Source organism: Bacillus cereus group sp. Bc010, from assembly GCF_027716745.1.
Lineage (GTDB): Bacteria > Bacillota > Bacilli > Bacillales > Bacillaceae_G > Bacillus_A > Bacillus_A pacificus.
In genome coordinates, this window is record NZ_JAQFUY010000008.1 from 32,781 (window position 1) to 47,226 (window position 14,446).

Consider the following 14,446-nt stretch of genomic DNA (forward strand, 5'->3'; position numbering starts at 1 on the left):
ATTGTAATGCGGCAATACACAAATAGAAATGAGGAAATGAAAATGGAAAATGAAATGAGGATATTGATATATGACAACAATAAATATAGGGATTGTCGCGCATGTAGACGCTGGCAAGACGAGTTTGACTGAACGTATTCTTTATGAAACGAATGTGATTAAAGAAATTGGCCGAGTTGATGGCGGAAGTACGCAAACAGACTCAATGGAATTAGAAAGGCAGCGCGGAATTACGATTAAAGCATCCGTCGTTTCTTTCTTTATTGATGACTTAAAAGTAAATGTCATCGATACACCGGGACACGCTGATTTTATCGCTGAAGTGGAGCGATCATTCCGCGTTTTAGACGGTGCAATCTTAGTTATTTCTGCCGTTGAAGGTGTGCAAGCACAAACGAAGATTTTAATGCGAACGTTACAGAAACTAAACATACCGACTATTTTATTTGTAAATAAAATTGATCGTCGTGGTGCAAATAGTGAAAAAGTTGTAAAGCAAATAAAAACGATTCTTTCAAATGAAGCATTCCCCTTTTACTCTGTCCTAAACGAAGGAACAAAGGAAGCTCGTATTATTGAATATAAATCATATGATGATTGTATAGAACGATTAGCACCATATAATGAATCGTTACTTGAGTCATATGTAAATAACGAAATCGTAACGGACACAATGTTAAGAAAAGAACTCATTAAACAAATAGCGCAAGCAAATGTGTATCCGATTTTCTTCGGTTCCGCAATGACGGGTATAGGAGTATCTGAACTACTTGAAAATATTTCAGCCTTACTTCCAGCTCATAATCTGTCTCAAGATGAAGAATTGTCCGGTATTGTTTTTAAAATTGAACGTGAACCTTCTGGAGAAAAGATTGCATATGTAAGAGTTTTTTCTGGCAACTTACACGTTAGAAAACATGTTGATATACAGTGCGATGAGTCTCTACCACATAAGGAAAAGATTAAAAAAATGTGCATGTTTCATAATGGAGATGCTGTTCAAACTTCTACCGTTCCTAGCGGAGAATTTTGCAAAGTGTGGGGACTAAGTGATATTAAAATTGGTGATATTATCGGTGCACGGACTGATTATATAAAAAATATTCACTTTGCCGAACCACAAATGGAAGCTGCCATCGATGCAGTACCTAAAGAACGAATTCATGATTTATACGCTGCACTTATGGAACTATGTGAAGAAGATCCACTCATTAAAGTGTGGAAAGATGATGTTCATAATGAACTATATATTCGCCTTTTCGGTCAAGTACAAAAAGAAGTAATTGAAACAACTCTTTTTGAGAAATATAATTTGCAAGTTACTTTTTCAAATACGCGAGTTGTATGTATTGAGAAGCCAATTGGCATTGGGATTTCCGTTGAAGTAATGGGCGAAAAAACGAATCCATTTTACGCAACAGTTGGATTCAAAGTCGAACGTGGTGAACTGAATTCTGGCATAACATATAAATTAGGCGTTGAACTTGGCTCACTACCTTTAGCCTTTCATAAAGCGATTGAAGATACTGTATTTCAAACGTTAAAACAAGGTTTGTACGGGTGGGAAGTTACGGATATTATCGTTACGTTAACCCATACTGGCTATGCTAGTCCTGTTACAACAGCTAGTGACTTTAGAAACTTAACGCCACTCGTTTTAATGGATGCTTTAAAGAAAGCTGAAACATATGTATATGAACCAGTTAATGCGTTTGAATTCACTGTACCGGAGCAGGCAATTAGTACCGCAATGTATAAGCTCGCTGCTATTTCAGCAACTTTTGCAGAGCCTATATTCAATAATGATTCTTATCAGTTAACAGGATCATTACCTGTTGCGAAAACAGAGAATTTTAAACGCATGCTCCATTCATTTACAGAAGGAGAAGGCATATTTTCAACGAAGCCAGCTGGTTTCACAAAGCTGAAACCTCCCTTCCCTACTCGAAAACGTGTTGATTATAATCCGCTGAATCGGAAAGATTATTTGCTTCATGTGTTGAGGGCTTATTAAAGTAAAAGAGGTGCAGTTCGCACCTCTTTTTGCATGTATTGATAAGTTAGTTTTCCCTAACAATTTCTTTAAGCTTTTCTATTATTTTCGCTATTGCTTCAATTGAATTCCCTGTTTCAAATTCTCCAACATTTACAGAATGATTTGCATTTTTGACAACGTCGATCGTTAAATTCGTTTTATATAACTGATCAATTTTATTTGCATTATAATGATGATCTTTATCCCCAATAACTAAAAGTCCTTCGTGATTACTTTGTAAAATAGATTCGAAAATAGATTCAAAATTTAGTAAAGGTGTAAGTACTATCATTTTTGACTGTAAAAAATCTTCTCTCTTCATTAAATCATTTGCAATTGGAATTGTTCCGAGTGATTTTCCTAAAAACATCGTCTCGTTGTATTGCTCACCTTTTAATACTTCATTCATTATAGGATGAATATCACCCATCATTACTTTCGTTACTTCTTCTATTGGTTTATTCATTACTTGTTCGTCGTAAGAATAATGAATATGTACAACATCTATTTTATGTTCAAGCATAAGCATCGTCGCGTAATAAAATAACGGCTTATCATAATTGTATCCTGAACCTGAAAACATAAAGCAAACCGTACTAGAACCTTTTTCGATATGTGTGTAATAAATTACTTTGTCATTTATATGTATCTTTTTTTTAGTCCTCTTCACCGTTTTCCCCTCCGAATACATTTACTTTTGTAATACAATATGTTCTGTGTGAGCTACTATATCCTTTACTTTTTCTTTTATAAATGCTGGTTGTAAGTTATATGCATGTAACTCTTCTACCGACACCCACTTAAACAAATATGTTCTACCCTCTTCTTCCAAAATATATTGATTCGCTCCATTCGCGGGTAATTCATGCAATTCTACTTCGTAATAAAAACTAATCTCATGAAACTTTCGCTCAGAAAGTGTGAAGAAATTTTCTACTGACCATAGTAATCTCTTTACTTTAATAGGAACAGCTAGTTCTTCCGCAAGCTCACGTTTTAATGCGTCTTCACTATTTTCTAGCATTTTCACTCTACCGCCTGGTACGTACCAAAAATCTTCACCATTACCTTGCAATATAAGGATTTTATTACCGTGTTTACAAATGGCTCCGACTCGGTAATTAAAACATGTTTCCTCAACTTTGAACGTAAGATCCACAACGATTGCCTCCTATACTTCATTTAAAAATCGCTATAAAACTATTATGTATGTATCGTATAAATAAGATTACTAAATTTTTCTAGTTCATTCAATAGTTTTTTTATTTTCAGAATTTTTTCTATCAATTATACATATGCATCTATTACAATAACAATACACACGAAAAAGCGCCTTGTTTCTTTAATAACAAGGCGCTTTTTCGTGATACTATATTTAAATTGTTATCTTCCCACTCTCCCACCACTCCATGAAAGTTTTTAAAGAAGGCGCAACCCACGTTCTACTATCATTTTCATGATTCCATACATATATATCATCTCTTTGTACCATCCCATTCAAAACAGAATAACCAAACAAATCACCATTTCCGCCATCAGCAAAAAATAATAAACAATCCAAAGGCATGTATAAATCTTTAAAATCAACTATATTTCTCATATTCATATTTTCAGTTTTAATTTTTGAAGCAGGCCATATAAAGTCCCCGTACTCACCTTCTATACCGTTTGTTTCCTGTAATAATTGATATAGATCATTCGGTAACTCCACATGTAAACATCTTTGTATATCAGTAAGTTCATCATTCGTAGCTGGATTTTTCAAATTTAAGTTTGATGAGATACTATGAATGGTGTCTTTCCACATCACCTTTTCTCCTCCTAATATTCAATCAATTATATATAAGGCTACTCTGAATTTATTGATACCACTTTTCTAACAAACACTTCTCCCTCTTGCCTGAAATACCTGCTTTTAATTCCCATTCGTCCATACCCTTCATCCACACATACACATCTGCAATTGTATCTTCTAACCTTCTAAAAGTAAGTCCTTCTTTAACAGCACTTTCAATATTAATAGAAAAACCACCTTTCCACGGCTTTGGCTCACCTTCTAATGAAAAAGTTTCAGGAAGCCATAGTGGCATCTCTGTCCAAGGCTGTACTTTATGTTCATTCATAAATGATTCATCTACCCAAACGAATGTAGCATCACTATTCGGAACCTTTTTACACGTATTCAATAGCTCTTCCATCGTCAATTCATAATTCGGACCTGTAACATTGAATGTACCTACTTTATTATTTTCTGCCATGTTTAGTCCCCAGTTTGCGACGTCTTTTATATCAACTATCTGCACTGGACGGTCTTTTCTTCCTGGAACTAACACCTTACCTCCTTTTGCTATACGCTGAATCCAATATGGAAGCCGATCTGTATAATCAAACATTCCTGAAAGAAGTCCTGCTCTTACGTGTAAAACACGCCCCGGCCAATACTTCTCTGCTTCTTTTTCGCATAATACTTTCAGCGCACCATAATGCTCATAAGGAGATATTTCACCATTTTCTACAGCCTTTATTTGCTCAGCCGTCGGTTCAGGTTGTAATATATAGTCTTCTTTTATATGATGCGGAATCCAATCTTTATATACGGAAAGGCTTGAGATGAATATATAGTGTTCAATATTATCTTTAAGCACTTCTCCAACATTTCTAATGTGATGTGGAGAAAACCCACATGTATCTACGACAACATCCCATTTTCGATTTTCTAAACTTGATACATCACCATTTCTGTCACCGATAAGCTGCTCCACTTCAGGAAAGATTTCTTTGTTTGTTCCGCGGTTAAATAATGTAACTTCATGCCCTCTGTTCAAAGCCTCTTCTACAAATGCTCTGCCTAAAAATCGTGTACCACCTAGTATTAGAATTTTCATGGTTCTCCCCCATTCATCATTAAAAATCCTTTCTTTTGTTAAACGAATTGCTATCATAAAAAGTTACGGGGGATTTGTTATTTTACTTTAATTCTAGAAACAAAAATAGAATCCATTTTGAAAAATAAATCAACATGGATTCTTAAATAAAAAACAATTTTTTGATGTATCTTAGTTTAATTGTTAACTCCGCACAATTTCCCCATCAACTAACTCAATGATTCTATTACACTGATTCGCCACTTCCATATCATGCGTTACAATAATAATTGTTCGTCCTTCCTCATTCAGTTGTAACAGTAGGTTCATAATTTCTTCTCCTGTTTTTCTATCTAAATTTCCAGTTGGTTCATCTGCCAATATTAATTCTGGTTCGCCCACTAACGCTCTTGCAATTGCGACGCGCTGCTGTTGTCCACCTGATAGCTCGTCCGGTGTTTTATACATATGTTCTTTTAATCCTACTTTTTCTAAATAGAACTTCGCCTTATTTTCTCTTTCCCGTTGCTTTAGCTTTCTATACGTGAGTGGTAGCACTACATTATCCAGTACAGTATGTTCTTTTAACAATGCAAAATATTGAAAAATAAATCCGATCATTTCATTTCTTGTTTTATGAACTTTATTTGCTCTAATTTCAGTTAATGATTTTCCATTTAACGTATATTCACCCGCATTTGGTATATCAATTAGCCCGATAACATTTAGTAATGTACTCTTCCCTGAGCCTGATCGCCGCCCCATTACCGCTATAATTTCGCCCTTATTTATCGTTAAATTTATACCGTTTAACGCGAACGTATTGTAATTCTTATTACTATACACCTTCTTAATATCTTTTAGTTCAATTAACCCCATTATTCCATCCCACCTATTAATGTTTTCGGTTCGAGCTTTCTAATAAACAAGAAGACAATGAGATTTGAAATAATGATGATCACTAGTAAGAATAGGAATACAAATAATAAAATAGGCATATTTAAATTTATTTCGCGTACAGACGCCGTATCAAAGTCCTTCGAAACTTGTAGATGATTCTCGTATCTCCATAAAAAGTAAACTATCGATAAAAACATACCAACTATCGTAATACATATGTTTTCTAATACAATTTGAATGAACATCCCAAACTTACTTTCTCCAAGGACCATCTTAATACCAAATTCCCTCTTTCTCATTATGATGGAAACAATTGTCGTTACGACCATTCCCGCTATTATAAATAAAATAAATAGACTTCCTACTATAAGATCGATATTTTCCGTATCCATACTACTAGTAACGGCTTCATTTATTTCTTCTCCTAAATTTTTTAAGTATAACGTAACGTCGCTTCCCTTCAGTTGAATCATTTCTTGGAGTTTGTTTACATCTGCGTCTCTTTTTAAATTCATAATTGTACTTTGATGTAATCTTGAAAACATTATTTCATAGTTTTCATATCTATCAATTGGCATGGGTGATAACATAGCCTTGTCTAATTTCTGGTATATACTCACTCCGTTACCATCTATAATAAATTTATTTTCTGGTAAAAATCCAATAATCATATATTGATTATTGATTGTATCCCCTATTTGAAAATATTTCTTAAAGTAAGGACCTACCAAAACATTCGTTTTCTCTTCACTATTTTTGTGGAAGTCTCGATACGAAAAGCCTACTCCAGTTTTTATAGGTATATTCAGTAATTTATAATAATCTTCATCTATTGTAATTATACGAATAGTAGGGTTTTTATCGCGAAAAGTTTTGTTTTTCAATTCTTCTAACATACTTTCTTGGAGCGGTCGATTGCTGGATTCTAGTTCGATTATGCTCTCTTCGTATGTACCATACGAAATCACATCTTTATTTTGCTGCATTTTTTTATAAATTTCTTCGACTTGTCCTTTATTAAATTGATCTGCCTTCAACCTATCAGTAGTCATCCCATCATAAGTGATGAAATATGTACTTTCTAAATCTAGCAACGAGTTGGAACTGTTTTCAAGATAGTGAAAATTACAAAGCATATTAATGGAAAGGGTTATTGCTGCTAATCCAAACGTGAATTGTATTAAGAGAAAAATAGAAATGAGCAATCTATTTTTCAGGGCCATAAGAGCACTTTTTAGTCTCATCTTATTTACTCCTTTAACGCTTTAGCAGGTTCAATTTTAAGTATTTTGAAAAATGGTATTACAGCGGTGATGAACGAAATAAACAAGGAAATTACTACACTCATCACAACTTTAAAAACATCTATATGAATAGTAAAACCCATTACATGCACTATGCTTTTATTCATTGTACTTAAAATCCATTGCATACATATCGCACAAATAGCTGCAACGATTGCGCATATGAATAATTGGCTAAATATGAATACAATTAAATTCAAATTGCTTGCTCCCAACGTTTTCCTTAAGGAAATACTCTTCTTCTTCGTGTAAATCCAAAAATAACTCGCAATTATACAGTTCATTACAGCAATAAAAAGTAGATTGTACGGAAGAGTAAGTTGTGCTCTCATAGCTTTATTCGAGCTTTTTTCGTTCTCATAATTCTCCTTTTCATTTATCACTTTCACATTCGTATCAATTCTATTTTGCTTAATATACCGAATAAATGTATCTATTTCTTGTTTAGGATTTTCGTTAGACCTTACTATCATTTCAAATGTATTTTCATTTTGCATACGTCGTTTTATCTCATCAGGCATGTCACTTAAGCCGACAAAAACATTGGAATTATATGCGTATCCAGTATTCGCAGCGCTCACGCCTTTAACTCTATATTCTCTACTAAACAGTTTTATTGTTTCAGATTCTTTATAAATTCTCTTTCCGGCAATTACACTATTTTCTTCCCCATCTTCCATACGAGAACCTTTTATTAAAGGCGGAGACCAATTTTTATTTATAAGACCAACCATCGTTACTTCACCTATGCCGGGGATTCCCATTCTCATATTATTTGTAATAACACTTGAGTTCTTAAAACTAGTTCCTGTTACCTCTTGAATTGCTTTGAAATCCAATTCTCCAAAGCTAGTAAGCTGAACAGTATAGTAATATTTAAAATAACCATTTTTGTACTCATAAAATTTTTCATCGTAATAATCTCGAATCGACATCGCTATAAGTATGGGCAGAATTGTTAAAGTAAATCCGATAAATAACATAATGAATATTTTTCTGTTCACTGCTATTTCTTTTAATATTAGATTCATATACCCTCCAAACGTCAAAAGGTAAATATCCTTTTTGACAAATTCCATATAAAATGAAACTTTAATCAGCCCTCACCAATTGGACTTCTTTGCTTTCGCCGAATTTTGAGGTGGGGTCTTACTGCCCATTAAAGCGGGATGAACGCTGTACTTATCAAAAAAACTTAAAATATTATTCTATTTCCTTAAACCATCAAGAAACGCACATTAACTTTTAATTCGTTTATTTCATCCCCCTTTCTTTAAAAGATTTTTAGTATGCGGATTCATTATACATAGAAAAATAAAGGTTAAAATCAAGACTTCGAAATCTTAACAATTTTTTACGCTATATTTATTTTCCAGTTAACTTAATGACATTAAAATATTTTCCCATCTCCCTTTCGATGTAAAATGCCATATATAAAGGCGGTATGAAATCTCATACCGCCTTATATCTTAAATTTAATTGTTTTGTATGTAAGGAAGAATATATTTCACAATTAATTCCCATCTATCCCGTGCATTAGACATAACTTCAGAAGCAATTACTACAACCAAATCCTTCTTAGGAATACAACAAATCACATTCCCACCATCGCCCATTGCACAGTATGAAAAGATTCCATCCTCTTCTCGTAACCACCATAAGTAACCATATTGATTTTGGTTCATTTCTGTCGATTCTTTTATCCATGATTTTGATAGTATTTGTTTTCCATTATGAATACCTTCATTCAAATACAGCTGTCCAAACTTAGCCATATCTTTAACTGTTAACGTTAGTCCCCAGCCGCCTGTCGAAATTCCATTTGGATCGTGAACCCATCCTTTCACATCTTTTCCGAATAAGTCATCGAATCTAAATGCTTTCATATTGTAGTTTGGAATTTCTCTCATGCCGAGTGGCTGAAATACGTATTCATTCGCAAATTCACGTGCACTTTTTCCTGTTGCGTTCGTTATAATTGCTGATAGTATGTGAGCTCCTGCAGATGAATATTTAAAAAATCCAATTTCTCCGCCGTTTCCTATCCTATTTAACGTATATTGTATCCAATCTTGTTGTGTACATAGTTCTTCTAACGGTTCCTGCCAGTCTACAAAAGGATATGGCGCTGTCATTGTTAGAAGATGGCGTACTGTTACTTCAGATGCCTTAAGTTTATATTCCGGGAAAAACTCTATTACTCTTTGATCAACGCTTTTTATATATCCCTTATCTATACATATCCCAATTAGCGCAGAGATTATCGTTTTTGTGACTGACGCTACATGAAACGCATCATCTGGACCGTGTCCCTTATAATATTTTTCAAAAATAACATTACCTTTCTGCACTACTAACATACCATTCACATTTCCATATTCTTCTTGTATAATCTGATCTAACTTTTCAGCAGTTTTCATTATTCCTTCCCCTTTAACCTATCATTAAAAAGGTTCGATAGGTACATATATATCAACTATATGTGTATGTTCGGGATGCTGCTTTGGATCATTTCTATATACTTCAAAAGGATACGAATCTCTCGGTTTATATCCGCTATTTGGAAGCCACTCACCGTATAAAAAATCCCATGCTCCTTTATATTCATCTTGGAATATTTCAAAATGACCTACCGCATACTTTCCATAAGGTATTACCATTATTCCTATGTCGCTCGTTTCTACTGCGGACTCATTTGGAATTGTTATACATAAACTTGTTCTTAAATGATAGTCCTCTGTAAATTCATGATGATCGTGGTAAATGGTTAATACTTTCGTATCCTCAAATACATGATAGTTTTGCAACGCTGCGTAATGAAATAATTTCTCTATCATTTTCGGAAAAGCTACAGTTAACTCTTCATATGTACCGATATGTCTTATGTATGCGACGTTTATATCGTCCGCTGTTACAATTTCAACATTCCCTCGAACCTTCTTACATTCATTGTATTGAGAAGTTCTTCTTACGTCTTTGCAATTCTTGCTATTGTCGTTTCGATATTGAGACGGACTTACTCCATAATAATTTTTAAATGTACGGGAGAAAACTGCTGAATCTGTGAAACCAAAATGGTAAGCGATATCAGTAATCGTCATATCCGAACGGTATGTAAGAAGGTTTGTTGCCCTTTCCAGTTTCAATCGGTTTACATACCGAGATAATGGTTCATCTACTATCCCTTTAAAAATTCTATGAAAATGATACTTTGAAAATCCTGCTATATCCGCTAACTCTTCAATTGAAAGTGAATCATTTATGTGTAATTCTATATAATTTTGTACTTTGTATATGCACTGTAAATACTCATTTCTACTTTGTTTACTCTCCATACTTCTAGCTCCTCACAACAAAAAGGCTAACTTTGTGCTAGCCTACTTTTACACATTTTTCAAAAATAAAACTCTACTACCGCCATTCCCGTCATAATTTGTATGTACCGATACACCCTCTATCTCATCATCCCCAGCCTCAATTTGAAAGCCAATCTCCTTATGAAACTGTATCGATTTTTTATTAACTGGTGATGTGATTGCTTTCACAACTTTACGGTTATTTGCACGAGCGACATCAAAGAAATAAGAATACAATGTCGATGCGATTCCTCTTCTTCTATATTTCGGATTTACACCGATAAAATGAACGTATGCTTCCTCTTTATACGTTTGCGAAAAGAATCCGCATAAGAAACCTAACGTTTCTCCTTCTTCTTCAATGATAAAACTCGTTTCTTGAAAGTGAACGAAAAACAATTTTGGCAACATGGCAGCCATGTCTCTCCCGCCCCACCAATCATTTAAAACAGAATGAATCTTTACATAATCTTCCCCTTGAATGTTTCTTACTCGCATATGTTTCTCCCTCTCACTCACTTCATTTTTTCATAAATTTTAATGACCGTTTCTACTAATAGGATGAATACCCATATTCCGCAAAATACAAGTACAGACTGGAATAAAGAACCTAGCATAACAATACTTATTAAACCTAATTCTGATCCTGAAATGGATATTTCATCAAACCCAAGATTATGTATAAATGGACCGGTTGAAAAAGCCATAAAAATAGATGCTATTAAATAAATCACACTCATTATTTTTAATATTTTTATAGAAAGATACGAAGTTTGTTCTTGCTCCACTTGTGATAATTCGATTTCCCCACTCTCAATTCCTTTTTGCAAACAGTCTTCACATAAAAATTCTTCCTTAATTTTTTTACCACCATGCAATGCACCTGTAATTTCTTTACAGCGCGAACACTTTCGATTTATCATTTTGTTATCACTCCAATCTCGTAAGATTATACTTATACAATCCCGTTTTTACCTTATTATCCCTTTTATGTATTTTATAGAAAGGTGACGTGTTTTATGATATCTAAACTTACTTTTGGTTATAAAAAGCCTACTGAGCAATATGTATTACGACCTAGTTGTTATGCAATTATTTTTAACTCAACCTCTTCAAAGATTGCTATTATCCAAAAAGGAGAACGCTATTTTTTACCTGGCGGCGGTATGGAAGGTACCGAAACAAAAGATGAATGCTTACATCGTGAACTACTAGAGGAATTAGGATGGTCCATTGAAATTGATCGGTATATCGGTAATGCAATGCGGTATTTTTATGCTGAAAAGGAAGATACTTATTATTTAAATGATGGGTTCTTTTATATTGCGAACATGGTGCAGAAACAAACTGAAAACTGTGAGAAGGATCACGTCCTAAGATGGATGTCTCCTTTACATACTGTAGAACTTCTACTTCATGATCATCAAAAATGGGCGGTTGAACAAGCACTTTTATTACGAAATAAAAAAGGATCTCCTTCTATATGAAAGAGATCCTTTTTACTGTTAGCTTACTTTTTTCAAATTGAGAGCTGGCTTTTTCATTCCGCCTTTTTTTACAACGTATAAGCCGATAAAGATGATAAGTCCACCAACGAGTTGCATCATATTAATTTGCTCTCCGATTGTTACTGCTGCAAAGATAACTGCGAACAATGGCACGAGATACATATAAACCATTACTTTCGTTGAACCGATTTGACTAATGCCGACATACCACATCGCTAGCCCAAAGATGGTCGCAAAGACAATTGAATATGCAAGTGATCCCCAGCTTGGCGTATCTACTGGCCACTTTAATGTGTTTACGTTGAATAAACAGTATATAACGAGAGGTACAATTCCAATTAAAGTAGACCATGATGTGACTCTCATTGCGGAATATTTTGTAATAAGAGGTTGTGCTAATATCGGATACCATCCCCACGCAATTGCTGCGACTAATCCAATTATATTTCCGAGCCATGCATACTCGTAAGTAGCTCCTCCTGTATGTCCTGTTAATAAAACGAATGCTGCACCAATAAACGCTACTATTGAACCAATTTGTACTTTCATCGAAAAGCGTTCTTGTTTGTGCAATACCGCTAATATCCCTGTAAATATAGGTGACATCGCAATTAATAATGAGGCGTTCGTTGCTGAAGTATATTTTACAGATAGCATAAACATCGTTTGATACATTGTCGTACCAACGATACCGACTGCTACTAATCGTAACCAATCTTTTCTTTCAATACGTAATGACCGTTCCATTATAAAAGTAATAAGTAATAATACCGGTGATGCTACTAAAAAGCGTAAACTATTAAATTGAATGGATGACATATATGCCACACCATACTTTCCAATTGTATAATTTGCTCCCCATACTAATGCTACTGATACTAGGAGCCATTCCATTTGCCATCTTTTCATCCGAATCTCCCCTTCCATATTTAGCATAGTAAAATTGGCTGGATATAACACCGTCCAATTGGCTGTTTTTTTACCCAGCCAATTTGTTATACTGAATGTATATAAGAGTTACGGAGGCGTTTTTTATGGAATGGAAGCTAGATAGCGACAGTAAAATCCCTATTTATCAGCAAGTTGTTGACTTTATTGAGAAACGTATTACATATGGAGAACTTCCTCCAGGTAGCTTCCTCCCTTCCGAACGGAAATTAGCTACACAATTAAATGTAAACCGAAGTACAGTAACGACTGCTTATAATGAACTTCGTGCTATGGGAATTGTAGAAAGTACGACTGGTAAAGGAACACGAGTGAGTACACATATGTGGGGCGTTTCTCCAACATTAACGCCGAACTGGAGAAATTTCGTAGAAGGCGGTACATTTTTACCAAACTTACCGTTACTTCGCCATATTCGGGCAGAAATACAACAAAATGAAAATATTATAGATTTTGCAAACGGAGAGCTCGGTTGTAACCTCTATCCTCACGATCAACTACAAATGATTTTACGAGAACAACCGTTAACGCATTCATTAAGCTATGATCACCCGCAAGGTTATCTCCCATTAAGACAAGCGGTCGTAAAATATATGAAGGAATATTTAAAAGTTGAAGCGACTGAACAATCGATTATGATTACTTCTGGCGCACAGCAAGCACTTCACCTTATCGTGCAATGTTTATTAAATCCAGGTGATGCTGTTGCTTTTGAAAGTCCTTCACACTGTTATTCCTTACCGTTATTTCAATCAGCAGGTATTCGTATTTTCCCGTTACCTGTTGATGAACACGGTATTAATCCGGATGATGTGCAAGAGCTATATCGGAAGCATCGTATTAAAATGATCTTTTTAAATCCAAACTTCCAAAATCCTACGGGCACAATGCTGCATCCAAGCCGTAGAAAAAAACTATTATCACTTTGTGCAGACTTACGAATTGCGATTGTTGAAGATGATCCGTCTAGTTTACTTACGTTAGAAAAGAAACAACCTTGCCCTACTTTAAAATCAATAGATGAAAATGGAACAGTCATCTATGTCCATTCTTTATCAAAAATGATTGCACCGGGATTACGAGTCGGTTGGCTTGTCGCCCCACAATCGGTAGTAGAAAGGTTATCTGACGCACGACATCAAATGGAATTAGGTATGAGCATTTTCCCGCAGTGGCTTATGCAACAATTTTTTGAAACCGTACCATTTCAGTCTCATATCGTACCGTTACGAAAACAACTAGCAGAAAAAAGAGACGTTATCGTCCGCGCTCTAAACGAGCAACTTCACGATAAAATCTCTTTTTCAAATCCGACCGGTGGTATATACATATGGGGGAAATTAAAAGAACCGATAAACGAAAAACAACTCATTATGCAAAGCTTAAAACAAGAAATAGCCTTTATGCCGGGGAGTATTTTCGGCGCGAAAGATGGTTATATACGTTTATCTTATGGAAAAGTGGATATTGATCAAATTGAGGAAGGGGTTTCTCGTTTACGTGAGGCTATTTTGGTTTGTGAAAAATAAGT

At 34.6% G+C, this 14,446-nt stretch carries 15 protein-coding genes; 3 read left to right on the forward strand and 12 right to left on the reverse strand.

From position 1 onward, the window contains the following. Positions 1-70 precede the first annotated feature (70 nt). Complete coding sequence (locus PDQ68_RS11865; RefSeq protein WP_061182873.1) at positions 71-2,014, forward strand: GTP-binding protein; 1,944 nt, start codon at positions 71-73, stop codon at positions 2,012-2,014. A 46-nt stretch (positions 2,015-2,060) separates the two neighbouring features. On the opposite strand, the gene PDQ68_RS11870 is transcribed toward PDQ68_RS11865, so the two are convergent. The 11 genes from PDQ68_RS11870 to PDQ68_RS11920 form a co-directional block, all read right to left on the reverse strand. Continuing rightward, complete coding sequence (locus tag PDQ68_RS11870) at positions 2,061-2,726, reverse strand: alpha/beta hydrolase (protein ID WP_153016928.1); 666 nt, start codon at positions 2,724-2,726, stop codon at positions 2,061-2,063. Beyond that, positions 2,727-3,194 (reverse strand): NUDIX hydrolase, encoded by a 468-nt coding sequence (locus PDQ68_RS11875; protein WP_016717853.1) that lies wholly within the window; start codon positions 3,192-3,194, stop codon positions 2,727-2,729. Between the two features lie 216 nt (positions 3,195-3,410). Then, positions 3,411-3,842 carry an SMI1/KNR4 family protein gene (locus tag PDQ68_RS11880; RefSeq protein ID WP_061182882.1) on the reverse strand — a complete coding sequence of 144 codons (432 nt, stop codon included), beginning with the start codon at positions 3,840-3,842 and terminating at the stop codon, positions 3,411-3,413. 52 nt (positions 3,843-3,894) lie between these two features. Then, the gene (locus PDQ68_RS11885) at positions 3,895-4,920 is read right to left on the reverse strand and encodes an SDR family oxidoreductase (RefSeq protein WP_061182871.1); all 1,026 of its coding nucleotides are present in this window, start codon (positions 4,918-4,920) and stop codon (positions 3,895-3,897) included. A gap of 183 nt (positions 4,921-5,103) precedes the next feature. Beyond that, positions 5,104-5,778: an ABC transporter ATP-binding protein gene (locus tag PDQ68_RS11890; protein ID WP_061182870.1), complete on the reverse strand. Its 675-nt coding sequence runs from the start codon at positions 5,776-5,778 to the stop codon at positions 5,104-5,106. Further along, positions 5,778-7,043 (reverse strand): ABC transporter permease, encoded by a 1,266-nt coding sequence (locus PDQ68_RS11895; RefSeq protein ID WP_016717856.1) that lies wholly within the window; start codon positions 7,041-7,043, stop codon positions 5,778-5,780. Before PDQ68_RS11895 ends, PDQ68_RS11890 begins: the two co-directional genes overlap by 1 nt. A 5-nt stretch (positions 7,044-7,048) precedes the next feature. After that, entirely contained in the window at positions 7,049-8,134 is a 1,086-nt protein-coding gene (locus PDQ68_RS11900; protein ID WP_016717857.1) for an ABC transporter permease, read from the reverse strand. Positions 8,135-8,578: 444 nt separating this feature from the next. Then, positions 8,579-9,523 (reverse strand): serine hydrolase domain-containing protein, encoded by a 945-nt coding sequence (locus PDQ68_RS11905; RefSeq protein WP_061182869.1) that lies wholly within the window; start codon positions 9,521-9,523, stop codon positions 8,579-8,581. Positions 9,524-9,547: 24 nt separating this feature from the next. Continuing rightward, entirely contained in the window at positions 9,548-10,438 is an 891-nt protein-coding gene (locus PDQ68_RS11910) for an AraC family transcriptional regulator (RefSeq protein ID WP_016717859.1), read from the reverse strand. Between the two features lie 48 nt (positions 10,439-10,486). Next, positions 10,487-10,957 carry a GNAT family N-acetyltransferase gene (locus tag PDQ68_RS11915; RefSeq protein WP_061182868.1) on the reverse strand — a complete coding sequence of 157 codons (471 nt, stop codon included), beginning with the start codon at positions 10,955-10,957 and terminating at the stop codon, positions 10,487-10,489. 17 nt (positions 10,958-10,974) lie between these two features. Then, positions 10,975-11,382, reverse strand: coding sequence for a DUF3980 domain-containing protein (locus PDQ68_RS11920; protein WP_061182867.1), 408 nt, complete (start codon positions 11,380-11,382; stop codon positions 10,975-10,977). 96 nt (positions 11,383-11,478) lie between these two features. Between PDQ68_RS11920 and PDQ68_RS11925 the strand changes: the two genes are divergently transcribed. Further along, positions 11,479-11,946, forward strand: a complete 468-nt coding sequence (locus tag PDQ68_RS11925) for an NUDIX hydrolase (protein ID WP_061182866.1) — start codon at positions 11,479-11,481, stop codon at positions 11,944-11,946. A gap of 18 nt (positions 11,947-11,964) precedes the next feature. Here PDQ68_RS11925 and PDQ68_RS11930 read toward each other — a convergent pair whose 3' ends face one another. Next, positions 11,965-12,876 carry a DMT family transporter gene (locus PDQ68_RS11930; protein ID WP_061182865.1) on the reverse strand — a complete coding sequence of 304 codons (912 nt, stop codon included), beginning with the start codon at positions 12,874-12,876 and terminating at the stop codon, positions 11,965-11,967. Positions 12,877-13,001: 125 nt separating this feature from the next. Between PDQ68_RS11930 and pdxR the strand changes: the two genes are divergently transcribed. Beyond that, the gene (pdxR, locus tag PDQ68_RS11935) at positions 13,002-14,444 is read left to right on the forward strand and encodes a MocR-like pyridoxine biosynthesis transcription factor PdxR (protein ID WP_061182864.1); all 1,443 of its coding nucleotides are present in this window, start codon (positions 13,002-13,004) and stop codon (positions 14,442-14,444) included. Positions 14,445-14,446: the final 2 nt, after the last annotated feature.

What these genes read in the sequence shown, in the direction of transcription:
- PDQ68_RS11925 (WP_061182866.1), top strand. Translation starts at nt 11,479, where the DNA reads ATGATATCTAAACTTACTTTTGGTTATAAAAAGCCTACTGAGCAATAT.
- PDQ68_RS11920 (WP_061182867.1), bottom strand. Translation starts at nt 11,382, where the DNA reads ATGATAAATCGAAAGTGTTCGCGCTGTAAAGAAATTACAGGTGCATTG.
- PDQ68_RS11930 (WP_061182865.1), bottom strand. Translation starts at nt 12,876, where the DNA reads ATGAAAAGATGGCAAATGGAATGGCTCCTAGTATCAGTAGCATTAGTA.
- PDQ68_RS11910 (WP_016717859.1), bottom strand. Translation starts at nt 10,438, where the DNA reads ATGGAGAGTAAACAAAGTAGAAATGAGTATTTACAGTGCATATACAAA.
- PDQ68_RS11895 (WP_016717856.1), bottom strand. Translation starts at nt 7,043, where the DNA reads ATGAGACTAAAAAGTGCTCTTATGGCCCTGAAAAATAGATTGCTCATT.
- PDQ68_RS11885 (WP_061182871.1), bottom strand. Translation starts at nt 4,920, where the DNA reads ATGAAAATTCTAATACTAGGTGGTACACGATTTTTAGGCAGAGCATTT.
- PDQ68_RS11880 (WP_061182882.1), bottom strand. Translation starts at nt 3,842, where the DNA reads ATGTGGAAAGACACCATTCATAGTATCTCATCAAACTTAAATTTGAAA.
- PDQ68_RS11870 (WP_153016928.1), bottom strand. Translation starts at nt 2,726, where the DNA reads ATGTATTCGGAGGGGAAAACGGTGAAGAGGACTAAAAAAAAGATACAT.
- PDQ68_RS11890 (WP_061182870.1), bottom strand. Translation starts at nt 5,778, where the DNA reads ATGGGGTTAATTGAACTAAAAGATATTAAGAAGGTGTATAGTAATAAG.
- PDQ68_RS11905 (WP_061182869.1), bottom strand. Translation starts at nt 9,523, where the DNA reads ATGAAAACTGCTGAAAAGTTAGATCAGATTATACAAGAAGAATATGGA.
- pdxR (WP_061182864.1), top strand. Translation starts at nt 13,002, where the DNA reads ATGGAATGGAAGCTAGATAGCGACAGTAAAATCCCTATTTATCAGCAA.
- PDQ68_RS11915 (WP_061182868.1), bottom strand. Translation starts at nt 10,957, where the DNA reads ATGCGAGTAAGAAACATTCAAGGGGAAGATTATGTAAAGATTCATTCT.
- PDQ68_RS11865 (WP_061182873.1), top strand. Translation starts at nt 71, where the DNA reads ATGACAACAATAAATATAGGGATTGTCGCGCATGTAGACGCTGGCAAG.
- PDQ68_RS11900 (WP_016717857.1), bottom strand. Translation starts at nt 8,134, where the DNA reads ATGAATCTAATATTAAAAGAAATAGCAGTGAACAGAAAAATATTCATT.